The organism is Streptomyces sp. NPDC007991, from assembly GCF_042958445.1.
Lineage (GTDB): Bacteria > Actinomycetota > Actinomycetes > Streptomycetales > Streptomycetaceae > Streptomyces.
In genome coordinates, this window is record NZ_JBIBJD010000008.1 from 213512 (window position 1) to 231885 (window position 18374).

The 18374-nt window shown below is 72.5% G+C and carries 19 protein-coding genes and 1 pseudogene; 13 read left to right on the forward strand and 7 right to left on the reverse strand.

Translation table 11 applies throughout. The features are described from left to right. Positions 1 to 18: 18 nt before the first annotated feature. The 3 genes from ACFZDA_RS24125 to ACFZDA_RS24135 are packed head-to-tail and all read left to right on the forward strand — an operon-like array spanning position 19 to position 2797. Positions 19 to 648, forward strand: a complete 630-nt coding sequence (locus ACFZDA_RS24125) for a helix-turn-helix domain-containing protein (protein ID WP_391085170.1) — start codon at positions 19 to 21, stop codon at positions 646 to 648. Continuing rightward, entirely contained in the window at positions 648 to 2039 is a 1392-nt protein-coding gene (locus ACFZDA_RS24130; RefSeq protein WP_391085173.1) for an MFS transporter, read from the forward strand. The genes ACFZDA_RS24125 and ACFZDA_RS24130 overlap by 1 nt, the downstream gene beginning before the upstream one ends. A gap of 53 nt (positions 2040 to 2092) precedes the next feature. Then, positions 2093 to 2797 carry a uracil-DNA glycosylase family protein gene (locus ACFZDA_RS24135; RefSeq protein ID WP_391085176.1) on the forward strand — a complete coding sequence of 235 codons (705 nt, stop codon included), beginning with the start codon at positions 2093 to 2095 and terminating at the stop codon, positions 2795 to 2797. Here the strand turns inward: ACFZDA_RS24135 and ACFZDA_RS24140 are convergent. Further along, positions 2794 to 3477, reverse strand: a complete 684-nt coding sequence (locus ACFZDA_RS24140; RefSeq protein WP_391085179.1) for an FCD domain-containing protein — start codon at positions 3475 to 3477, stop codon at positions 2794 to 2796. The two genes, ACFZDA_RS24135 and ACFZDA_RS24140, sit on opposite strands and share 4 nt — an antisense overlap. A 145-nt stretch (positions 3478 to 3622) precedes the next feature. On the opposite strand from ACFZDA_RS24140, the gene ACFZDA_RS24145 reads away from it, so the two are divergent. Further along, positions 3623 to 5074 (forward strand): cytosine permease, encoded by a 1452-nt coding sequence (locus ACFZDA_RS24145; RefSeq protein WP_391085726.1) that lies wholly within the window; start codon positions 3623 to 3625, stop codon positions 5072 to 5074. A gap of 5 nt (positions 5075 to 5079) precedes the next feature. Further along, the gene (locus tag ACFZDA_RS24150) at positions 5080 to 5805 is read left to right on the forward strand and encodes an aspartate/glutamate racemase family protein (protein ID WP_391085728.1); all 726 of its coding nucleotides are present in this window, start codon (positions 5080 to 5082) and stop codon (positions 5803 to 5805) included. Between the two features lie 32 nt (positions 5806 to 5837). Here the strand turns inward: ACFZDA_RS24150 and ACFZDA_RS24155 are convergent, their stop codons facing one another. Both ACFZDA_RS24155 and ACFZDA_RS24160 read right to left on the reverse strand, forming a co-directional pair. After that, a complete protein-coding gene (locus ACFZDA_RS24155) occupies positions 5838 to 6446 on the reverse strand; it encodes a gamma carbonic anhydrase family protein (protein WP_391085182.1) in 609 nt (202 codons plus the stop codon). A gap of 17 nt (positions 6447 to 6463) precedes the next feature. Further along, positions 6464 to 6877: a Rid family hydrolase gene (locus ACFZDA_RS24160; RefSeq protein ID WP_391085185.1), complete on the reverse strand. Its 414-nt coding sequence runs from the start codon at positions 6875 to 6877 to the stop codon at positions 6464 to 6466. A gap of 151 nt (positions 6878 to 7028) precedes the next feature. On the opposite strand from ACFZDA_RS24160, the gene ACFZDA_RS24165 reads away from it, so the two are divergent. Both ACFZDA_RS24165 and ACFZDA_RS24170 read left to right on the forward strand, forming a co-directional pair. Next, positions 7029 to 7805: a nucleotidyltransferase domain-containing protein gene (locus tag ACFZDA_RS24165; RefSeq protein ID WP_391085188.1), complete on the forward strand. Its 777-nt coding sequence runs from the start codon at positions 7029 to 7031 to the stop codon at positions 7803 to 7805. Positions 7806 to 8013: 208 nt separating this feature from the next. Further along, complete coding sequence (locus tag ACFZDA_RS24170; RefSeq protein WP_391085191.1) at positions 8014 to 9975, forward strand: FUSC family protein; 1962 nt, start codon at positions 8014 to 8016, stop codon at positions 9973 to 9975. Between the two features lie 52 nt (positions 9976 to 10027). On the opposite strand, the gene ACFZDA_RS24175 is transcribed toward ACFZDA_RS24170, so the two are convergent. Continuing rightward, positions 10028 to 10981: an endonuclease/exonuclease/phosphatase family protein gene (locus ACFZDA_RS24175; protein ID WP_391085194.1), complete on the reverse strand. Its 954-nt coding sequence runs from the start codon at positions 10979 to 10981 to the stop codon at positions 10028 to 10030. A 42-nt stretch (positions 10982 to 11023) separates the two neighbouring features. On the opposite strand from ACFZDA_RS24175, the gene ACFZDA_RS24180 reads away from it, so the two are divergent. From ACFZDA_RS24180 to ACFZDA_RS24190, 3 genes and pseudogenes are all read left to right on the forward strand, one after another. Continuing rightward, positions 11024 to 12388 carry an amidohydrolase family protein gene (locus ACFZDA_RS24180; RefSeq protein WP_391085197.1) on the forward strand — a complete coding sequence of 455 codons (1365 nt, stop codon included), beginning with the start codon at positions 11024 to 11026 and terminating at the stop codon, positions 12386 to 12388. Positions 12389 to 12395: 7 nt separating this feature from the next. Beyond that, positions 12396 to 12488: pseudogene (locus ACFZDA_RS24185) on the forward strand (DUF899 domain-containing protein); the annotation flags it as partial. A gap of 155 nt (positions 12489 to 12643) precedes the next feature. Continuing rightward, the gene (locus ACFZDA_RS24190) at positions 12644 to 12826 is read left to right on the forward strand and encodes a hypothetical protein (RefSeq protein WP_306967875.1); all 183 of its coding nucleotides are present in this window, start codon (positions 12644 to 12646) and stop codon (positions 12824 to 12826) included. 32 nt (positions 12827 to 12858) lie between these two features. On the opposite strand, the gene ACFZDA_RS24195 is transcribed toward ACFZDA_RS24190, so the two are convergent. From ACFZDA_RS24195 to ACFZDA_RS24205, 3 genes are all read right to left on the reverse strand, one after another. Next, positions 12859 to 14748, reverse strand: a complete 1890-nt coding sequence (locus ACFZDA_RS24195; RefSeq protein ID WP_391085730.1) for an ATP-binding cassette domain-containing protein — start codon at positions 14746 to 14748, stop codon at positions 12859 to 12861. A 277-nt stretch (positions 14749 to 15025) separates the two neighbouring features. Continuing rightward, positions 15026 to 15460: a hypothetical protein gene (locus tag ACFZDA_RS24200; RefSeq protein WP_391085201.1), complete on the reverse strand. Its 435-nt coding sequence runs from the start codon at positions 15458 to 15460 to the stop codon at positions 15026 to 15028. Next, positions 15457 to 16080: an ATP-binding protein gene (locus ACFZDA_RS24205; RefSeq protein ID WP_391085204.1), complete on the reverse strand. Its 624-nt coding sequence runs from the start codon at positions 16078 to 16080 to the stop codon at positions 15457 to 15459. Before ACFZDA_RS24205 ends, ACFZDA_RS24200 begins: the two co-directional genes overlap by 4 nt. Positions 16081 to 16326: 246 nt before the next feature. On the opposite strand from ACFZDA_RS24205, the gene ACFZDA_RS24210 reads away from it, so the two are divergent. From ACFZDA_RS24210 to ACFZDA_RS24220, 3 genes are all read left to right on the forward strand, one after another. Next, positions 16327 to 17187: a Scr1 family TA system antitoxin-like transcriptional regulator gene (locus ACFZDA_RS24210; RefSeq protein ID WP_391085207.1), complete on the forward strand. Its 861-nt coding sequence runs from the start codon at positions 16327 to 16329 to the stop codon at positions 17185 to 17187. Beyond that, entirely contained in the window at positions 17188 to 17442 is a 255-nt protein-coding gene (locus tag ACFZDA_RS24215) for a DUF397 domain-containing protein (RefSeq protein WP_020277664.1), read from the forward strand. It abuts the gene before it with no gap. A gap of 108 nt (positions 17443 to 17550) precedes the next feature. Then, positions 17551 to 18363: an SAM-dependent methyltransferase gene (locus tag ACFZDA_RS24220; RefSeq protein WP_391085212.1), complete on the forward strand. Its 813-nt coding sequence runs from the start codon at positions 17551 to 17553 to the stop codon at positions 18361 to 18363. Positions 18364 to 18374 lie beyond the last annotated feature (11 nt).

Consider the following 18374-nt stretch of genomic DNA (forward strand, 5'->3'; position numbering starts at 1 on the left):
GTCGCCTACCCTCCCGGCATGGACAGCGACGAGCACAAGCGCGTACTCGACCCAGGCCACGACACGGACGCCTTGAAGGCCCTCACCCACCCCCTGCGCATCCAGCTGCTCGGACTGCTGCGGCAGGACGGGCCCGCCACGGCCAGTGAGCTCGCCGCGCGGACGGGGGAGTCGTCGGCGTCGACCAGCTACCACCTGCGGGTGCTGGCGAAGTACGCGTTCATCGCCGAGGCCGAGCATCGGGACGGGCGGGAGCGGCGCTGGCGGGCCCGGCACACCGTGACGTCCTGGAGCAACGAGGCGATGGAGTCCTGCGAGGCGGGCCGTGCCTTCGTCAGCCTGGCGCGACGGCGGCAGCTTGAGCATCTGGAGACGTCCCTCGCCCGGCACGAGGCGGACATGGCCGCCGGGCGGTTCGGCCAGGAGTGGGTGGAGCCGTCCGGGATCAGCGACCTCATGCCCCGGCTGACGGCCGAGTCGCTCTCCGAGCTCTGGGACGCCTTGGCCCGGAAGCTGGAGGAGCTGACGGCCCGTGACGCGGACGACCCCCGCGCGGAGAACGTCCTGATCCTCACCGCCGGGCTGCCGCTCGCCCCGCACGACCGTGGGGACACAGGCCGTCAGGACTCGGACGGCGAGGGCGCCTGATGACCGAGTTGACCAAGCCGACCGAGCTGCCCGAGCCGACCGAGCTGCCCGAGCCGACCGAGCCGACCGAGCTGCCCGAGCTGCGGACCGTTCGCCGCCGCTATGTCACCGTCTGTGCGTTCTTATGGCTGCCGGCGGGCCTCAGCCTGGCCTCGATGGTCCTGCTGTTCAGCGAGCGCGGCATGTCCCTGGCCACGATCGCGGGGCTCTTCGCCGCCCAGTCGCTGACGGTGGCCGCGCTGGAACTGCCCACCGGCGGGCTCTCCGACGTCCTCGGACGCCGGTCGGTCCTGGCCACGGCCGGTGTGCTCAACGTGGTCGCCTGCGTCCTGGTCGGCCTCGGCACCACCGTGTGGGTGCTCACCGCCGGCCTGGTGCTCATGGGCGTGGGCCGGGCCCTGGGCAGCGGCACCGCCGAGGCGTGGTACGTCGACACCGTCCAGGAGTGTTCCGGCCCGGACACCGAGCTGCGCACGGGCCTGGCCCGGGGCGGCTCCGCGACCTCCGCCGCCCTCGCGGCCGGCATGCTGCTCGGTGGCGCCCTGCCCTGGCTGCTCGGTCTGGGGCCCGATCTCGGCGCCCGGCTGAGCGAGGCGACGTCGGGTGCGGTGTTGCCGCTGTCCGTTCCGCTGCTGCTGGGAGCCGTACTCAGGGTCGTCCTCGTCTGCTACGTGCTGGCCGTCCTGCGGGAGCCGCCGCGAGGGCCGGTCACCCTGCGTTCGGTGCTGCGCGGCGTCCCGGTCACCGTCCTGGGCGGACTGCGGCTGGGCGGCCGGGACGCGCTGGTCCGCCGGGTGCTGCTGACCGCCGCGGCCGTCGGCAGTGCCCTGGCCACCATCGAACTGCTCATCCCGGGCCGCACCGTCGAGCTGACCGGAGCGCCCGGCTCGGGAGCGATGGTGTACGCGGCGCTCGCCTGCGCGGGCTTCGTCTGCAACGGTCTCGGCAGCCACCTCGCGCCGCTCGCCGCCAGGGTCGCGGGCAGTGGCGAGCGGGCCGTGCTGGTCTGTCTCGGGACGGGCGCGGTCGGCATGCTGCTGCTCTGCGTCACCGCAACCACCACGCATCCGGTCGCCACGGCCCTCGCGGTCCTCGGCTTCTGCTTGCTCTACCTCGGTATCGGTGCCGCGTCCCCGAACCAGAACGACCTGCTGCACCGCCGCGTCACCAGCGCCGGCCGCGCCACCGCCCTGTCCGTCCAGTCCCTCGCCCTGCAACTGGTCGGCGCGCTCACCGGACTCGTCGTCGGCGCGTTGCGGCCGGGCCCGCTGCCGTGGCTGCTGACCGGAGCGGTGCTGCTGTCCGGGGGCCTGCTGTGGCTACGCCGCGTCGAGGCACGGTCCGTGCCGGGCACGACCATCACCTCGGGATCGCGTGCCGGCATCTCCTGAGCCTGCTGCCTCCCGGTGGGGGGAGGGGTCCCATTGGCGCTTACCGTGGAGTGATGGACGCCAGCGGTCTCCCCCTCCTCGACCGGTGCATCACGGAGTGCCGGGCCTGCCCGCGGCTGGTCTCCTGGCGTGAGGAGGTGGCTCGGGCCAAGCGAGCCGCCTACGCGGACTGGACGTACTGGGGGCGGCCGGTGCCCGGGTTCGGGCCGGCGGACGCTTCGCTGCTGATCGTCGGACTCGCTCCCGCCGCGCACGGCGGCAACCGCACGGGCCGGATGTTCACCGGCGACCGCTCGGGAGACGTCCTGTACCAGGCGCTGTACGACGTCGGCCTCGCCTCCCGGCCCACCGCCGAGCACGCCCACGACGGCCTGGAGCTGTACGGCGTACGCGTCACCTCGCCCGTGCACTGCGCCCCGCCCGCGAACAAGCCCACTCCGGAGGAACGGGACACCTGCCGCCCCTGGCTGGCGCAGGAACTGCGGCTGCTGCGTCCGACGCTGCGGGCCGTGGTCGTGCTCGGCGCCTTCGGCTGGCAGGCCGCGCTCCCCGCGTTCGCGGAGGCGGGCTGGTCCGTGCCCCGTCCCCGGCCCGCCTTCGGTCATGGGGCCCGCTACCGCCTGGACGGCCTGGAACTCTTCGGCTGCTTCCACGTCAGCCAGCGCAACACCTTCACCGGCCGGCTCACCCCGGCGATGCTGCGCGACGTCCTGCGGGCGGCGGGGCGGGCTGCGCAACTGCCCACCAAGAGCGGCTAAGAGCCTCCTCCCCGTAGCTGAGGAGCCGCTTCCCCGAACAGATGCCGCACCGTGGAGCGGTAGTTGGTGCGTACGTGCGTGAGTGCGTGCGCGCGGGCCCGGTCCGGGTCGCCCGAGGCGATGGCCTCGTACAGCTCGCGGTGCTCCACCAGGAGCTGCGGCCACTCCTCGTTGCGCCGGGTCATCCAGCGCAGCCGGCCGGCGACCGGTTCCAGGGCCTCGGCCAGCAGGCTGTTGCCGGCCATCGCCATGATGCGGTCGTGCAGGCGGCTGTTGAGGTCCGTGATCAGCTCGGCGTCCCCGGCCTCCGTGGCGTCGGCCGCGCGGTCGAGGAGCTCCTGGACCGCGGCCAGGTCCTGCGGTGTCGCGCGGGACGCGGCGAGCCCGGCCGCGTAGACCTCCAGGGCCTCGCGCAGTTCGAACAGTTCCTTGACGTCGGTCGGGGTGAGACGGCGTACGACCGTGCGCCGGGGCGTCTCGAAGTGGACGAAGCCCTCGGCGACGAGCGCCCGGATCGCCTCCCTGACCGGAACGCGCGAGACGCCGAAGCGCTCCGCCAGCTCGCGTTCGACCAGGCGGTCGCCGGGACGGAGGCTGCCCGCGATGATCTCCTGCCGAAGGTCGGCCGTGACGCGTTCGCGCACCGCTCCGAGGGGTTCGATCTTCGTCATGGAGCCCATCTTCGCCGACGCGCGGTCTCTTTTACGGAGCGTTAACAAGAGCGACATCGGTCAGAACGGTTGACGAGGAGACCATGTGCGCAGTTTGGTATACCAAACCCTCGCAGAGCAGTCCTCCGTCGTCCCCTTGCTCATGGAGGCCCCCGTGTCCCTCGCCGACCGTGCCGCAACCACCGGCACCCCAGCGTTCGTCCCCGATCCCCGGCTCACCAACGAAGACCTCGCGCCCGCGAAGAAGCGCAACTGGAAGGTCTTCGACCTCTTCGCCATGTGGATGTCCGACGTCCACAACCTCGGCAACTACACCTTCGCCGCCGGACTGCTCTTCCTCGGCATGAACGTCTGGCAGATCTTCACCTCCCTGCTCGTGGGCTTCGTGATCATCTACATCGGCATGAACTGGATGGGGAAGATCGGCCAGCGCCACGGCGTGCCCTTCCCGGTCGTCAGCCGGATCGCCTTCGGCGTCTGGGGCGCCAACATCCCGGCGCTGATCAGGGCCGTGATCGCCATCATGTGGTACGGCATCCAGACCTACCTGGCCTCCGTCGCCGTCAACGTCATGCTGCTCGCGGCCTGGCCGGGCCTGGAGTCGTGGACGCACAACTCGTTCCTCGGACTGGACGCGCTCGGCTGGGTCTCCTTCGTCGCGCTGTGGCTGGTCCAGGCGGCGATCATCAGCCGGGGCATGGAGTCGGTCCGCAAGTTCCAGGACTTCTGCGGTCCGGCGATCTGGCTCGTGATGATCGCGCTGGCCGTGTGGATCCTCGCCAAGGCCGGCTGGACGATCTCGCTCACCTCCACCCCGCACCCGGTGTCCGTCGGAGAGCAGTGGCGCCAGTGGTTCGGCGCGATCGGCCTGGTCCTCGCCACGTACGGCACACTGATGCTCAACTTCTGCGACTTCTCCCGCTTCGCCCCCGACTACAAGTCCGTCCGGCGCGGCAACTTCTGGGGCCTGCCCGTCAACTCCACGGCCTTCGTCATCGTGTCGGTCATCGTCACGGCGGGCGCCTTCGAGGTCTTCGGCAAGGAGATCACCGACCCGGCCTACCTCGTCGCCGAGATCGGCAACACCTGGGTGCTGGTACTGGGCGCGCTGACCTTCGCCATCGCCACCATGGGCGTCAACATCGTCGCCAACTTCGTCTCACCGGCGTACGACCTCGCCAACGTCTGGCCGCAGAAGATCACTTTCAAGGTCGGCGGCATGATCAGCACGGTCGCGGCCCTGCTCGTCACGCCCTGGAACCTCTTCTCCAACCCGACCGTCGTGAACTACTTCCTCGGCGGCCTCGGCGCCTTCCTCGGCCCGCTGTTCGGCGTGATCATGGTCGACTACTACTGGGTCAAGCGCGGCCGGGTGAACGTCGACGAACTGTTCGACGCCACGCCCGGCTCCCGCTACCACTACCGCAAGGGCTTCAACCCCAAGGCGCTGTGGGCGTTCCTGCCGGCGGCCGGTGTCGCGGCGGTCCTCGCGCTGGTGAAGACCTTCAGCGGTGTCGCGCCGTACTCCTGGTTCATCGGCACGGCGCTCGCGGCAGGCCTGTACGCGGCGCTGTGCCGCCCCGAGCGCGCCACCGTGGAGGTATGAGAGACGTGCGGATCGTCGTCACCAACTGCAACACCACGCAGGAGATGACCGAGGAGATCGTACGAGGTGCCCGGGCCGCCGCAGGCCCGGGCACCGCCGTGACCGGACTGACCCCGGCCTGGGGGCCGGAGTCCGCGGAGGGCTGGCTCGACAGCTACCTGTCCGCCGCGGCCGTCCTGGACACGCTGCGCACGTACGACGGACCGCCGTACGACGCCGTCGTCATGGCCGGTTTCGGGGAGCACGGGCGCGAGGGTGTCCGGGAACTGGTGGACGTACCGGTCGTCGACATCACCGAGGCGGCAGCACACCTGGCCTGTCTGCTGGGCCGCCGCTACGGCGTCGTCACCACGCTGGAGCGGTCCGTCGGCCAGATCGAGGACAGCCTGGAGACGGCGGGCGTGGCCCGCAACTGCGCCGCGATCGTCGGCACGGGCCTGAACGTGCTCGACCTCGGCGACGACGAGCGCACCGAGACGGCGTTCCTGGCCGCCGCCGAGCGGGCGTGCGCGGCCGGGGCCGAGGTCCTGGTGCTGGGCTGCGCCGGCATGACGGGATTGCAGCGGCTGGTCGGGGAGAAGCTGGGCCTGCCGGTCGTCGACGGGGTCGCCGCGGCCGTCAAACTGGCCGAATCGCTGGTGGCGCTGGGGCTGACGACGAGCCGGGTGGGGAGCTACGCCGAGCCGCTGGCGAAACGCAGGGTGTGGGGGCGGCCCGGACGGCACACCTAGGCCATTCCGGAGTCCCGTCGGGAGCCCGTGGGTCATGCCGCGCCGTCGTCGAGTGTGACGTCGTCGCGATGAGCCCCGTAGAACGCCGCCTGGCGGGCCATGACCTGCCGCATCGAGGTGCCGCGCGGGATGCCGTACACCGTGCCGGGGAAGTCCAGCGCCTCCTGCACCTGCCACAACTCGTCGTGCTCGCCGGGGGCGAAGAGCCGGGCCCGGGGCGCTCCCGCCGCGATCCAGCCGATGGGCAGGACCGTGCCGGGCGGCAGCACGGAGTTGACGTGCAGCACGCTGTGGATCCGCAGTTCGGATCCGGCGCTCGCGACGGCGCCCGGGAAGACGCAGGCGCCCGTGGCCACGAAGACCTCGTCCTCCAGCGTCGCCCCGTTGACATGGGCGTGCGGGCCGACGAGCACGGCGTCACCGATCACCGCGGGGTGCCTCGCCCGCCCCCGCACCAGCGCGTTCTCCATGACGACGACGTCCGAGCCCACCCGTACCTCCCCGTCCTCGGCGGTGAGCACGGCCCCGTGCAGCACCCGGCTGCGCTCACCGAGGACGACGGCCCCGCACAGGACGGCCGTCGGGGCGACGTACGCGGACTCGGGGACGACGGGGCGCCGCCCTCGGTGCTCGATCAACATGGCGTTCTCCTCAGGCCTCAGGCCGGCGGCTCGCCGGGCACGACCGCTGTCGCCGTAATCTCCACCAGCTGTCCCGTGTACCCGAGGCACGCCACGCCGATCAGCGTCGACGAGTGCGGTCCGGCACTGAGCCCGGACGCCTCGACGACCTCCCAGACGGCCGACAGCACGGCCGGTTCACCGCTCACGACGTACACGTCGGTCGACACGACGTGCGCCAGATCGCTGCCGACGGCACGCAGTTGCTCGCGCAGATTGTCGATCACCTGCCCGGCCTGCCGCACGGGATCCCCCGGGCCGACCAGCTCGCCGTCGGCATCCAGCGGCACGGACCCGGCGAGGAACGCCAGCCGCGTGCCGGCCTCCACGACCGAGGCGTGGGAGTAGGCGGGCGGCGGAAACAGGCTCGGGACGGTGACTCGCTGGATCACGGGGGTCTCCGATCTAAGGGCGGCAGCCGAGGGCAACCCGCCGATCATGCGAGGTTCCACCACGCGGGCGCACCCGTATTTCGGTTGCACCCCCGCCCGAGCGCTCCCCTACGCTTCCCGTGGATCACCCGCCGGCCCAGGAGCGACGCCCGTGCCCACCCGCCCGGATCAGACCTTCCTCGACACCACCGCCGACCGCCTCGCCGCCCTCCCCGCCGTCGAGGCCGTCACCCTCGGCGGCTCCCGCGCCCAGGGCACCGAACGCCCGGACAGCGACTGGGACCTGGCGATCTACTACCGGGGCGTCTTCGATCCGGAGGACCTGCGGGCTGTCGGCTGGGAGGGCGAGGTCTCCGAACTCGGCGCGTGGGGCGGCGGTGTCTTCAACGGCGGCGCCTGGCTGACCGTCGACGGCCGGCGCGTGGACGTCCACTACCGCGATCTGGACGTGGTCGAACACGAGGTGGCGCAGGCGGAGCAGGGCCGCTTCCGGGTCGAGCCGCTGATGTTCCACCTGGCGGGCATCCCGACGTATCTGCTCGTCGCCGAACTCGCCATCAACAAGGTGCTGCGGGGCAACCTGCCGCGCCCCGCGGCCTACCCACCGGCCCTGCGCGAGACCGCCCCGGCCCACTGGCACGGCATGGCCACGGCCACCCTCGCGTACGCGAAGGCGGGCCATGCCCCGAAAGGCGCGGTCACCCAGGTCGCCGGCGCGATCGCCCTCGCGGCGACACAGACGGCGCACGCGGTGCTGGCGGCACGGGGGGAGTGGGTGACCAACGAGAAGGGGATTGTCGCGCGGGCGGGGCTGCGGGAAGTGGACGTGCTCTTGGGCGCCCTCACCAGCCCTCCGGACGAGCTCGTGAAGAGGATCACCGACGTGGAGACGGTCTTGAACCGGGCCGTGGAGGCAGCGCGGAGCTGACCGGGTACGGCCGTCGCCGACCGGGTACGGCCGTACCCGATCGAGCTCATGCCGATTGCGTTCATAAAGAACCCGGCTTTCCCGGACTCCGTCACGTTCCGGAAACCTTTCCTCCAGGAACCCCGCCTACTGTGGGCACCCACACCCCCGCCCCGGCCACCGTCGCCCGAAGGCCCACCCCTGCCCTCGACGAGTCGACAGGAGCCCCGTGTCCCGGTCCCGCCGTGCCTACCTCGCGTTGCCGCCCTGGCTCGCGCACGCCCTGCGCGCTCAGCGGGGGCCGGTGCCCTGGAACGCGGTGACGCGGGGCGCCCTGTCGGCGGGGCCGCTGCTGCTGGTGGCCGTGCAGGCCGGGCGGACCTCGCTCGGGGTCGTCGCCGCCATCGCCGCCATGCTCGCCGGGATCAACGACCGGCCCGGGAGCCGGCGGGCCTCGGTCAAGCGGATCGGGGTGCCCGCGCTGGGCGGTGCCCTGGGGCTGGTGGCCGGGACGTACGCCGGGCAGCAGACCGGCGCGGTCGTGCTGACGGTGCTCCTCACGTTCGTCGGGCTCGTCGCCGGGAGCATCAGCGCGATCGGGCCGGTCGCCTCCGCCGTCGGGACGCAGGTGCTCGTCGCCTCGGCGATCGGGGCCGGGATGCCCCTGCCGGAGCCGGGGTGGGAGCGGGCGCTCGCCTACGTCGCGGGCGCCGGGTGGCTGCTCGTGCTCCGGCTCGTCCTGCCCACGCCCGGTTCCCTCGCCGGGGACTTCCGGTTCGACGGGGAGCGGAAGGCCGTCGCCGGCGTGTACGAGGCCGTCGCCGACCTGCTCGACGCCGTCGGCGGGCCCGAGGCGATGCGCCGCCGGGCCGCGCTCACCGCCGCCCTCGACCACGCGCAGGACGCCCTCGCCGGGCCCCGGCTGCGGCGGTACGCCTCCTCCTCCGCCGAGCGGCGGCTGCACGCGCAGTACGCCGCCGCCCTGCCCCTCGCCGAGGCCGCCACCGCCCTGGCGTGGGCCGGAGAGGCCGTCGGCGAGCGGGCCTTGGAAGGACCCCGGCGGCTCGCCGCCGCCGTTCGCGGCAACTCCCATACCGGCCCCCTGCCCGCACCCTCCCGCTCGGCGCCCGCGCTGCGCGCCCTCGACGACGCCCTCCTGCACGCCGCCGAGGTGTTCGACCAGGGCAGGGGCGGCGCTCTGCACACCCGGCCCCGCACGCCCAGGGACCGGCTGCGCGCCGCCTTCGGCAGCGCCGGGCGCGAGTACGGGCTGCGGGTCGCCCTCTGCTTCGGGGCCAGTTCGGCCGTCGCGCAGGCCCTGCACCAGGGCCAGTGGTACGGGCAGCACGAGCACTGGTACTGGCTGCCGGCCACCGCCGTCTTCCTCGTCAAGCCCGACCTGGGGCCGCTGGCCTCGCGGGTGCTGAACCGGGCCGCCGGGACGGTGCTCGGCGCCGTCGTCTTCGCCGGATTCGCCGCCGTGCTGCCGCGGCCCGAGGGTCTCATCGCGCTCGTCGCCCTCAGCGGAGCGCTCATCCCTGTCGCCACCCGGCACTTCGCCGCCCAGACCGCCGTCGTCACGGTCCTCGTCCTCGCCCTGGTCATGGTCGGCGGCGAGCCGCAGGCCTCCATGGGGCGGATCGGGGAGACGCTGCTGGCCTGCGCGATCGTGCTGATCACCGGGCACCTGCCGATGCCCGGACAGCGGGGCGGGGGAGTGCGCGCCCGGCTCGCCGCGGCGAGCGACGCCGCGTACGCCTATCTCACCCACGTCCTCGACGAGGCCGACACCCCGCGCATCGGCAGGCCCGGCACGCCTTCCGAGCGCCGCGGCATGCCCACCGAGCGCCGGGTCACCTCCTCCGAGCGCCCCATCACGCCCTCCGACCCCCGCGCCACCCGCTGGACCCTGCGCCGCGAGGCCTACCGCACGCTGGCCGAGGCCCGGACGGCCATCTCGCTGTCCGCGCACGAACTGCCCGCCCTCGCCCGGCACACCGAGGGCGCGGACGAGGTGGCGGACCTCCTCGAACGCCTCGTCGACACCACCACCGCCTGCGCCGTCCACCTCGACGACACGGGACGGATCGGCTCCGAGCACACCGGGCGCCTCAGCGCCCTCCTCGGTGAACTCGCCGGACAGGGAGAGCGGGTGGGGCTGCGACTGCCCAGGACGCGCCGCGCCGGATGACCCCTCAGCCGAACCCGCAACCGGCCCTTCAGCCGAACCCGCAACCGGCCCCTCAGCCGACCCGTATCCACACCGGCGCGTGGTCCGACCCGGGCGCGCCCCGCCGCTGCGCCGGGTCGGGACCGACCGACGGCAGACCGGGCGGGCCGTCGCCGGGCAGGCCCGTGCCCGCCGCCGTCACCCGGCGCAGCAGGCGGTGGCTCACCAGCACATGGTCGATCAGTTCGCGCCGCCCTGAGGTGACGCGGGAGTAGCGCTGCCCGGGCGGGATGAGCGGGGCCACGTCCCACAGCCGGTTCGCGTCGCCCTGGTCCGCCCGCTCGTAGCCCGGCGTGCCGATCTCGGAGCCGGGCGGGCCGAGCAGGATCTGTGTGGTCGCGGCCTGCACCTCGTCGTTGAGGTCGCCCACTACGGCCACGTCCCTGCCCTGCCCGTCGCCGTCCAGGAGCTCGTCCGCGAGGGCGCGCAGGGCCGTCGCCTCGGCGGCCCGCCGGTACAGGGCGTAGGCGCCGTAGCGGGCCCGTTCGCCCTCGTCGTGCGGCTGGAAGCGGCCGTCCGGGTACGACAGCAGCTTCGACTTCAGATGGCAGACGGCCACCCGCAGTGGCCCGCCCTCGGCCTCCGCGACCTCGACGGCGAGGAAGCCCCGCCCCGCCCGCGTCACCGTCACCCCCGAGTCGTCCACCTGCACGGGCCGCAGCTCCGCGGGGAAGGCCGTCGTGTCCGCCAGCACCGTCATGGCCGTACGGCTCAGGAACCCGACCCGTATTCCCCGGCTGTCCGGATGCCCGGACAAGGCGACATGCCAGTCGTCGCCGAGCATCCCGGCCAGGTCCTGCAAGGCTTGGGGGTCCCCGACCTCCTGCACGCCGAGCAGCGTCGGGTCGAGTTCCGTGATCACGGCGGTGAGCGCGGCGAGCTTGGTGTCGTACGCGGCCTCGTCCTTCGGGCCGAACGGGCCGCCGGGCCGGTAGAGGTTCTCCAGGTTCCAGGTGCCGAGAAGCATGCCGGGCTCCCTTCAGAAGCCGACAGGTCGTACGTTGGCGCGATGACGCCTTCTGCCGCGGAGGGTCCCGCGGACCTCATCATCAGCGCATGTACCGTCCTCGTGCACGACGATCAAGAGCGCATCGGGTTCCAGGAGGACGCCGCGATCGTCGTACGGAACGCAGTCGTGGAGGCCGTGACGACCACCGCCGCGGTCGCGGACCTGCCCGCCGCCGAGCGCCTCGACGCCCGGGGCCAGGTCGCCCTGCCCGGTCTGATCAACTGCCACACGCACGCGCCGATGGTCGCGCTGCGCGGTCTGGCCGAGGACCTTCCGACACAGGAGTGGTTCAACGACGTCGTCTGGCCCGTGGAGTCCAACCTCACGGAGAAGGACGTGGAGTTGGGGGCGTGGCTCGCCTGCGCCGAGATGATCCGCGCCGGCGTCACCTGCTTCGCCGACCACTACTTCGCCATGGACGCGGTGGCCCGGGTGGTCGCGGAATCCGGCATGCGGGCGCTGCTCGGCGAGGCGTTCTTCTCCTCGCAGGGCCCCGAAGGCCGGGAGCGGTCACTGGAGTTCGCGCTGCGGCACCGCGGCGCGGCCGACGGCCGGATCACCACCGCGCTCGCTCCCCATGCCCCCTATACGGTCGACGACACCGATCTCGCCGCCACCGGCGAACTCGCCCGCACGCACGGCCTGCCCGTCCACCTCCACGCCGCCGAGAACCGCGACCAGACCGAGGCCAGCCTCGCCCGTCACGGTGCGACTCCGATCGAGGTCCTGGAACGCACCGGCATCCTCCACACGGACCTGCTCCTCGCCCACGGCACCGGCATCGTCGACAGCGACCTCCCCGTGCTGGAGCGGGCGGACGGCCGTAAGGCGGTCGCCACCGCGCCCCGGGGCTACCTCAAGTTCGCCTGGCCCGACACCACACCGGTCCGCGCCCTGCGCGACATCGGCGTCGACGTCGGACTCGCCACCGACGGCGCCGCCTCCAACAACTCCCTCGACGTATGGGAGTCGATGGCCCTCACCTCCCTGGTCCAGAAGTCCGCCGAGGGCGACCCCCGCTGGCTGACCTCCCGCCAGGCCCTGCACCACGCCACCCTCCAGAGCGCCCGTGCCGTGGGTCTCGGGGACCGCGTCGGCAGCATCGCTCCGGGGCGGCGGGCGGACATCGTCCTGGCCGACCTCACCGGACCGCACACCCAGCCCGTCCACGACCTCGCCGCCACCCTCGTGCACAGCGCCCGCTCCGCCGACGTCCGCACCACGATCGTCGACGGCCGGATCCTGATGCGCGACCGGGAGCTCCTGACGATCGACGTGCCGGCGGTGGTACGGGAACTGCAGGAGCGCCTGCCCGCCCTCGTCGACCGCAGCCACGGCCGGCGCATCCAGGACTACGACACCTGACGATCCCGAGGAGTGGGAGGTGCCCAAGGGGCGGGCGTCGGCTCTCGGGGCGCCTGCGGGAAGTGACCGCGTCCGCTATCACGACGAGTACGACGACTGATACGGAAAGTGAAAAGATAGGCCAAGCGGCTGAGAGTTTGGTCACACTCGGCGGTGAACGAGTGTCAACTACGTCTCAGAACCGTCACTTCGCGAGCCGTTCACCCCATGGTTGGCGTTTAACTCTACGAGTACAGCGCGACATGGAGGTGCAGGGTGAACGGGCGAACGGTGCTCGAGCGCTTTCCCGCCGGTGGGCCGCGTGGCTCCTGGCCGGCGGAGGAGTTCGCGCAGGCGCGGCGTCTGGAGGGCCTGCCTGCCGAGGTCGTCATGGATCTCGCCACGGACATGTTCCTGGTGATCGTGCGCAGCGGAGACGGCGCCGACGCCGCAGCCTGACGCGTGCCCCGGCGGCGGCCCGGCGGTGGGGCTCAGCCCGCCTTCGGTGCCGGCACCTCCGGGACCGGCGGAACAGCGGCGGGTGACGTGGCGAACTGCTCCGCCTGGAGCGCGTACAGCTCGGCGTAGAGACCGCCGGTCGCCAGCAGCTCCTCCGGAGTCCCGGACTCCACGAGCCGGCCCTGGTCCAGGACGTGCACCAGATCCGCGTGGCGTACGGACGCCAGCCGGTGCGTGATCAGCACGACCGTCTGACCGCTGTCGGCCAGGGCGCGGATCCGCTCGAAGACCTCCAGCTCGGCCCGGGCGTCCAGGGCCGCCGTCGGCTCGTCCACGATCAGGATGCGGCCCCTGCGGTAGGCCGCCCGGGCGATGCCCAGCCGCTGCCACTGGCCGCCCGACAGTTCGTGCCCGCCGCTGAAGTTGCGGGCGAGCAGGGTGTCCAGCCCACGCGGCAGGTCCGCGATCACCGTCTCGGCCCCGGCCTCGGCGATCGACGCGGCCAGCCGTTGCTCGCACACCGGCACCGATGTGCGCCCCAGGGCGACGTTCACCCGGGCCGTGAACGGCCACCGCTTGAAGTCCTGCGCCACCATCGCGATCCGCTCGGCCAGCCGGTGCCGGTCGGCGGTCGCCGCGTCCACGCCGTCCCACAGGATCCGCCCCCTCTGCGGGGTGTAGAGCCCGGCGAGCAGCTTGACCAGGGTCGTCTTGCCGGAGCCGTTCTCGCCGACCAGCGCCACGATCCGGCCCAGCGGGAGGGTGAGCGACACGTCGTCGAGGGCGGGGCGGGCGGAGTCGCCCGGGTAACGGAACGTGACGTTCTCGAAGCGGATCTCGCGCGGATCCTCCGGCAGCGGCGCGCCGCCCGCCGGGATCGCCCACTGGTCCGCCTCGGTGTACAGCCGATGCAGATCGCCGACGAAGAGGGCCTCCTCGTGGAGCGCGTTGACCTCCACCACGAGCGTGTCGAGGCTCTGCGAGCCGGTCCGGATCGCGATCACGGCCGTACCCGCCACCGACAGGGCCATCGCGCCCGCCAGCAGCAGCCCGCCGAGCGTCGCGTACGTCGCCACCGTCGCCAGGCCCGTCCACGCCGCCGCGATCAGGCCGGTACGGGCGGCCAACCGGGCCAGCCGGGCCTGCTCGGCCTCCGCCGTCTCCGACATCGCGCGGAAGTGCCGCAGCAGGAAGGCGCCCACCCCGTGCACCCGGATCTCGGGGGCCGCCTCGGGCTCGATCAGCAGATTGCCGAGCAGCCGGCCCGCCCGGGCGTGCTGCACCCAGGCGTGGAAGGACTCGTAGCGCCGCCGGGCCACGGTCAGCGCGCTCCAGGCGCTCGGCAGGGTCATCGTGACCAGCAGCGGCAGCAGCGCCGGATGCAGCACGGTCAGCACGCCCGCCGCCGCGACCAGCGAGATCATCGCGTTGATCACGCGCGTGCCGTAGGAGATCATCCTGCGGGCGGAGGCGGCGCCGTACTGCGCGGTGTCCAGCAGCTTGTGGAAGGCGTGGTCCTCGATCGCGGCCAGCTCGACGGCCGCGGCCCGCTCCAGGTACCGCTCGGTCGCCACCCGCTCCACCTTGGGCTCCAGCCGTCCGGTGGCGTAGGTGCTCGCGGCCCGCAGCAGTGCCGCGAGCAGCATCACGACGGCCACGGTGACCAGCGCGGGGACGGCACCGCGCAGCCGGTCCTCGATCGCGCCGCCGCCCATCAGCCGGGCCAGCACGCTGTTGACCGCGAGCAGCGCCACCGCCTGCGCCACGCCCCGGCCCGCCTCGGCGGCCAGCACGATCCGCGCGGCGCCCCGGTCGGCCTGCCGGGCGAGCCGCAGGCTGGACGCCAGCAGGGACGGCAGCCGGCTGATCATCGCGCGGAAGTTCAGCTCCAGGAACGCGTCCGCGTGCTGGTTCCAGCCCATGTCGTAGCGCAGCGGCCCGCCGAAGAGCAGCCGCTCCGACTCGGACACCTCCGGCGCGGTCCGCTTCGTCGCCACCGTCGACCGACCTCCCCGCTCTGCCCCGCTCGTGGACGAACGGTCACTATGGCGGGGGCGGAGCCCGCCCGGGCAGGGCGCAGCCCGGGGCGCCGGGAGCGCGCGGGCGCACGAATCGGGCGGGGGAGGCGTTGAACGGCGCGGAGTCGCAGGGGTGGTGCCCAGGCTTCGATCGAGCCGTGTCCGGCGAGCTTGACGAGCCCTACGCGCTGACCGGCCGCGACCAGGCCGGCGCGGTCCCCGTCACCCGGCACAGGGCCAGATACAGCGGTATCGGCGGGGTGTACGGCAGCGTGCCGTCCGGGCGGTGGATCAGTTCGGGCAGCTCAGGGAGGTCCGGGACGACCGCGCCGGTGGCGTAGTGCGCCGGGGCCGGCCATTCCAGGGCGTGGTCGGAGTCGGACGGCACCAGCCACCACCAGTGCCCCTCGTCGGCGTAGACGCAGCCCACGCGCGGTAGCCGGGGCATGACCAGCGGGCCGAGGCCGGCGGGTACCGCGACCGCGTCGCAGCCGAGCGGGGCGGTCATGCCGTCGGGCACGGGAAGCCGCAGAGCCGGGCCCGTCGTCCGCAGCTCGCGCCGGAGCCGGGTCAGGGTGTCGAGGTTCAGGACGCGGCCACCGCACCCGGGGCTCACGCCGGCCCCCGCTCTCGGTGTCGCTCCTGGTGTGCTCCGTCCCCGTCGTCCCCGTCGTCGGACGGCCCCGGCTTCGGGCGGGCGCCCCAGCCCAGGTCGTTCCGGGGCTCCGCCGGGTCGTGCGGGGTGTCGGCCTTGCGCGGCAGCTCGGCCCAGACCAGCAGCCCGGGGCCGTGCTCATGGGCACCCCAGGCATCGCAGAGGGCGTCGACGAGAAGCAGTCCCCTCCCGTGCTCCTCCTCGGGCCGGGTGCGGCTGGCCGCGTGGGGCTGGCCCGGGGCGCAGCCCTCGTCACGCACGGCTATCCGCACCAGGTCGTCGCCGTCGTGCAGCTCGCACACGATGTGGGTGCTCGCCGTGTGCACGATGGCGTTGGTGACCAGCTCGGAAACCACCAGGGCCGCGCTGTCGCAGGTGTCCTCGCACACCGACCAGCCGGTCAGCCGGGCCCGCGTCAGGCGTCTGGCCTGTGCGGGAGAACCCGGATGTGCGGCCAGCTCGAAACGGAACCGGCGCTCGGCAGCGGCCCCGAGAGGGCTTGCTTCCGGGCTGGCACCCAGGCCGTTGGGGCCTGCGGCGGCGTCTGTTCCTAAGGGCGCGGACGGAATCACGCTTGCCACTATCGCCCCGCCGAGAACACTTGGCAAGTGTCACTCTGAAAATTGCAGAGTGCTGTGTGACGTTCTGGAAGGCCGTGGCACACTGCTCGCAACAGCACCCCGCCCGGCGCCAGTTGAGGCCATCGAAGATCTGTTCGAAAACGTTTGTTCGGATGACCGGCTCTTCGAAAAGGTCTTCGCATGGCGCCGCCGGGCTGTCAGCTTCTTCTGTGGCCGGCTCGTCAGAACTCTTGGTGGAGGTGGAGCGTGAGCGAACCGCGGTCCGCGCCGACGGTGGGCCAGGTCGTCCTCGGCCGACGCCTGTTGGACCTGCGGGAACGCGCCGGGATGAAGCGCGAGGAGGCCGCCCGCATCCTCCGCGTCGCTCCCGCCACGGTCCGCCGTATGGAGATGGCCGAGGTCACGCTCAAAATCCCCTATCTGCAACTGCTTTTGAAAGCCTACGGAATCTCCGACGAGGAGGCCGACGCCTTCGTCCTGCTGGCCGAGGAAGCGAACAAGCCCGGCTGGTGGCAGCGTTTCCACGACATCCTGCCCGGCTGGTTCTCGATGTACGTGAGCCTGGAGGGCGCGGCCGCCGTCATCCGCAGTTACGAGCCCCATTTCGTCCCCGGGCTGTTGCAGACCGAGGACTACGCGCGCGGAGTGCTCCGCTCGGGCGCCATCGGCCAGACCCGGCCCGACGACATCGAGCGGCATGTCGCCCTGCGGATGCAGCGTCAGGAACTGCTCACCCGCGAGGACGCGCCCCGGCTGTGGGTCGTGATGGACGAGACCGCGCTGCGGCGCCCGGTCGGCGGCCCGGAGGTGATGCGCGCCCAGATCGACCGGCTGCTGGAGGCCACGGAGCTGTCCCATGTGACGTTGCAGGTCGCCCCGTTCGCGGCCGGGCCGCACCCGGGCACGTACGGGCCGTTCGTGCTGTTCCGATTTGCCATGCCCGAACTGCCGGACATGGTCTACAGCGAGTACCTGACCGGCGCGGTCTACCTCGACGCGCGCGCCGAGGTGGCGACCCACCTCGAGGTCATGGACCGCATGGCGGCGCAGGCCGCTACGGCACATCGCACGAAGGAGATCCTCAGGGATCTTCGCAAGGAGCTGTGAATGGATCGCATCAAGCCGCGCAAACACGTCTACAACGGCATGCCCGCGCGCGACTTGGGCAGCGAAGGCTGGCACAAGCCGTGGAGCGGCGGGAACGGAGGGAACTGCCTGGAGGCGATGAAGCTCGCCGACGGCCGGATCGCCGTCCGGCAGTCCACCGACCCGGACGGTCCGGCGCTGATCTACACCACCGACGAGATGACGGCCTTCATCGAAGGGGCGAAGGCGGGAGAGGCGGACTTCCTGCTGTCCTGACCCGATTGCCTTTTCTGACGCTCGACCCGTTGACGCTCGATTTCCCGATGCTCGAATTTCCGACTCTGGTGCTGAATTGACCACCCTTTGTGCCTTACGGAGTGACTCATGACCGGGCAGGACCCCACACCCGCCGTCCAGATCGACACGACCAGACCCCACCCCGCGCGGATGTACGACTGGTACCTCGGCGGCAAGGACAACTACCCGGTCGACGAGGAGATGGGCCGGCAGATGCTCGGCCTCGACCCGAGGGTGCCGGTCATGGCGCGCGTCAACCGCGCGTTCATGCACCGGGCCACCCGCTGGCTGGCCGCGAACGGCGTACGGCAGTTCCTGGACATCGGCACCGGCATCCCGACCGAGCCCAACCTCCACCAGGTCGCCCAGGAGACCGCCCCCGACGCCCGGATCGTCTACTGCGACAACGACCCCATCGTCCTGGCCCACGCGGCGGCCCTGCTGCGCGGCACGGACGAGGGGGCGACCGAGTACCTCCAGGCCGACGTGCGCGACCCGGACGCCGTCCTGGAGGGCGCGCGGAAGGTCCTGGACTTCACCCGGCCCGTCGCGCTGTCGCTCATCGCGCTGCTGCACTTCGTCTCCGACGACGACGGCGCGCACGACCTGGTCCGCCGGCTGCTCGCCGAACTGCCCTCCGGCAGCTACCTGGTCGTCACCCATGCCACGGCCGACTTCACGCCGCAGGAGTCGAAGGCGGCCACCGAGAAGCTCCGCGCAGCCGGAGTCACCCTCGCCCTGCGCTCCCGCGAGGAGTTCACCCGCTTCTTCGACGGCCTCGAACTCGTCGAACCCGGAGTCGAGGTGCCCCACCACTGGCACCCCGAACTGGGCGAGCCCGTACCCGGGCAGGACGACGGGGTGATCCCGGGATACGGGGCGGTCGCGCGCAAGCCGTAGCTCCACGCGCT

Coding starts and splice junctions, on each gene's coding strand:
- ACFZDA_RS24125 (WP_391085170.1), top strand. CDS start 19: ATGGACAGCGACGAGCACAAGCGCGTACTCGACCCAGGCCACGACACG.
- ACFZDA_RS24130 (WP_391085173.1), top strand. CDS start 648: ATGACCGAGTTGACCAAGCCGACCGAGCTGCCCGAGCCGACCGAGCTG.
- ACFZDA_RS24135 (WP_391085176.1), top strand. CDS start 2,093: ATGGACGCCAGCGGTCTCCCCCTCCTCGACCGGTGCATCACGGAGTGC.
- ACFZDA_RS24140 (WP_391085179.1), bottom strand. CDS start 3,477: ATGGGCTCCATGACGAAGATCGAACCCCTCGGAGCGGTGCGCGAACGC.
- ACFZDA_RS24155 (WP_391085182.1), bottom strand. CDS start 6,446: ATGTTGATCGAGCACCGAGGGCGGCGCCCCGTCGTCCCCGAGTCCGCG.
- ACFZDA_RS24175 (WP_391085194.1), bottom strand. CDS start 10,981: ATGCTTCTCGGCACCTGGAACCTGGAGAACCTCTACCGGCCCGGCGGC.
- ACFZDA_RS24180 (WP_391085197.1), top strand. CDS start 11,024: ATGACGCCTTCTGCCGCGGAGGGTCCCGCGGACCTCATCATCAGCGCA.
- ACFZDA_RS24195 (WP_391085730.1), bottom strand. CDS start 14,748: ATGGGCTGGAACCAGCACGCGGACGCGTTCCTGGAGCTGAACTTCCGC.
- ACFZDA_RS24215 (WP_020277664.1), top strand. CDS start 17,188: ATGGATCGCATCAAGCCGCGCAAACACGTCTACAACGGCATGCCCGCG.
- ACFZDA_RS24220 (WP_391085212.1), top strand. CDS start 17,551: ATGACCGGGCAGGACCCCACACCCGCCGTCCAGATCGACACGACCAGA.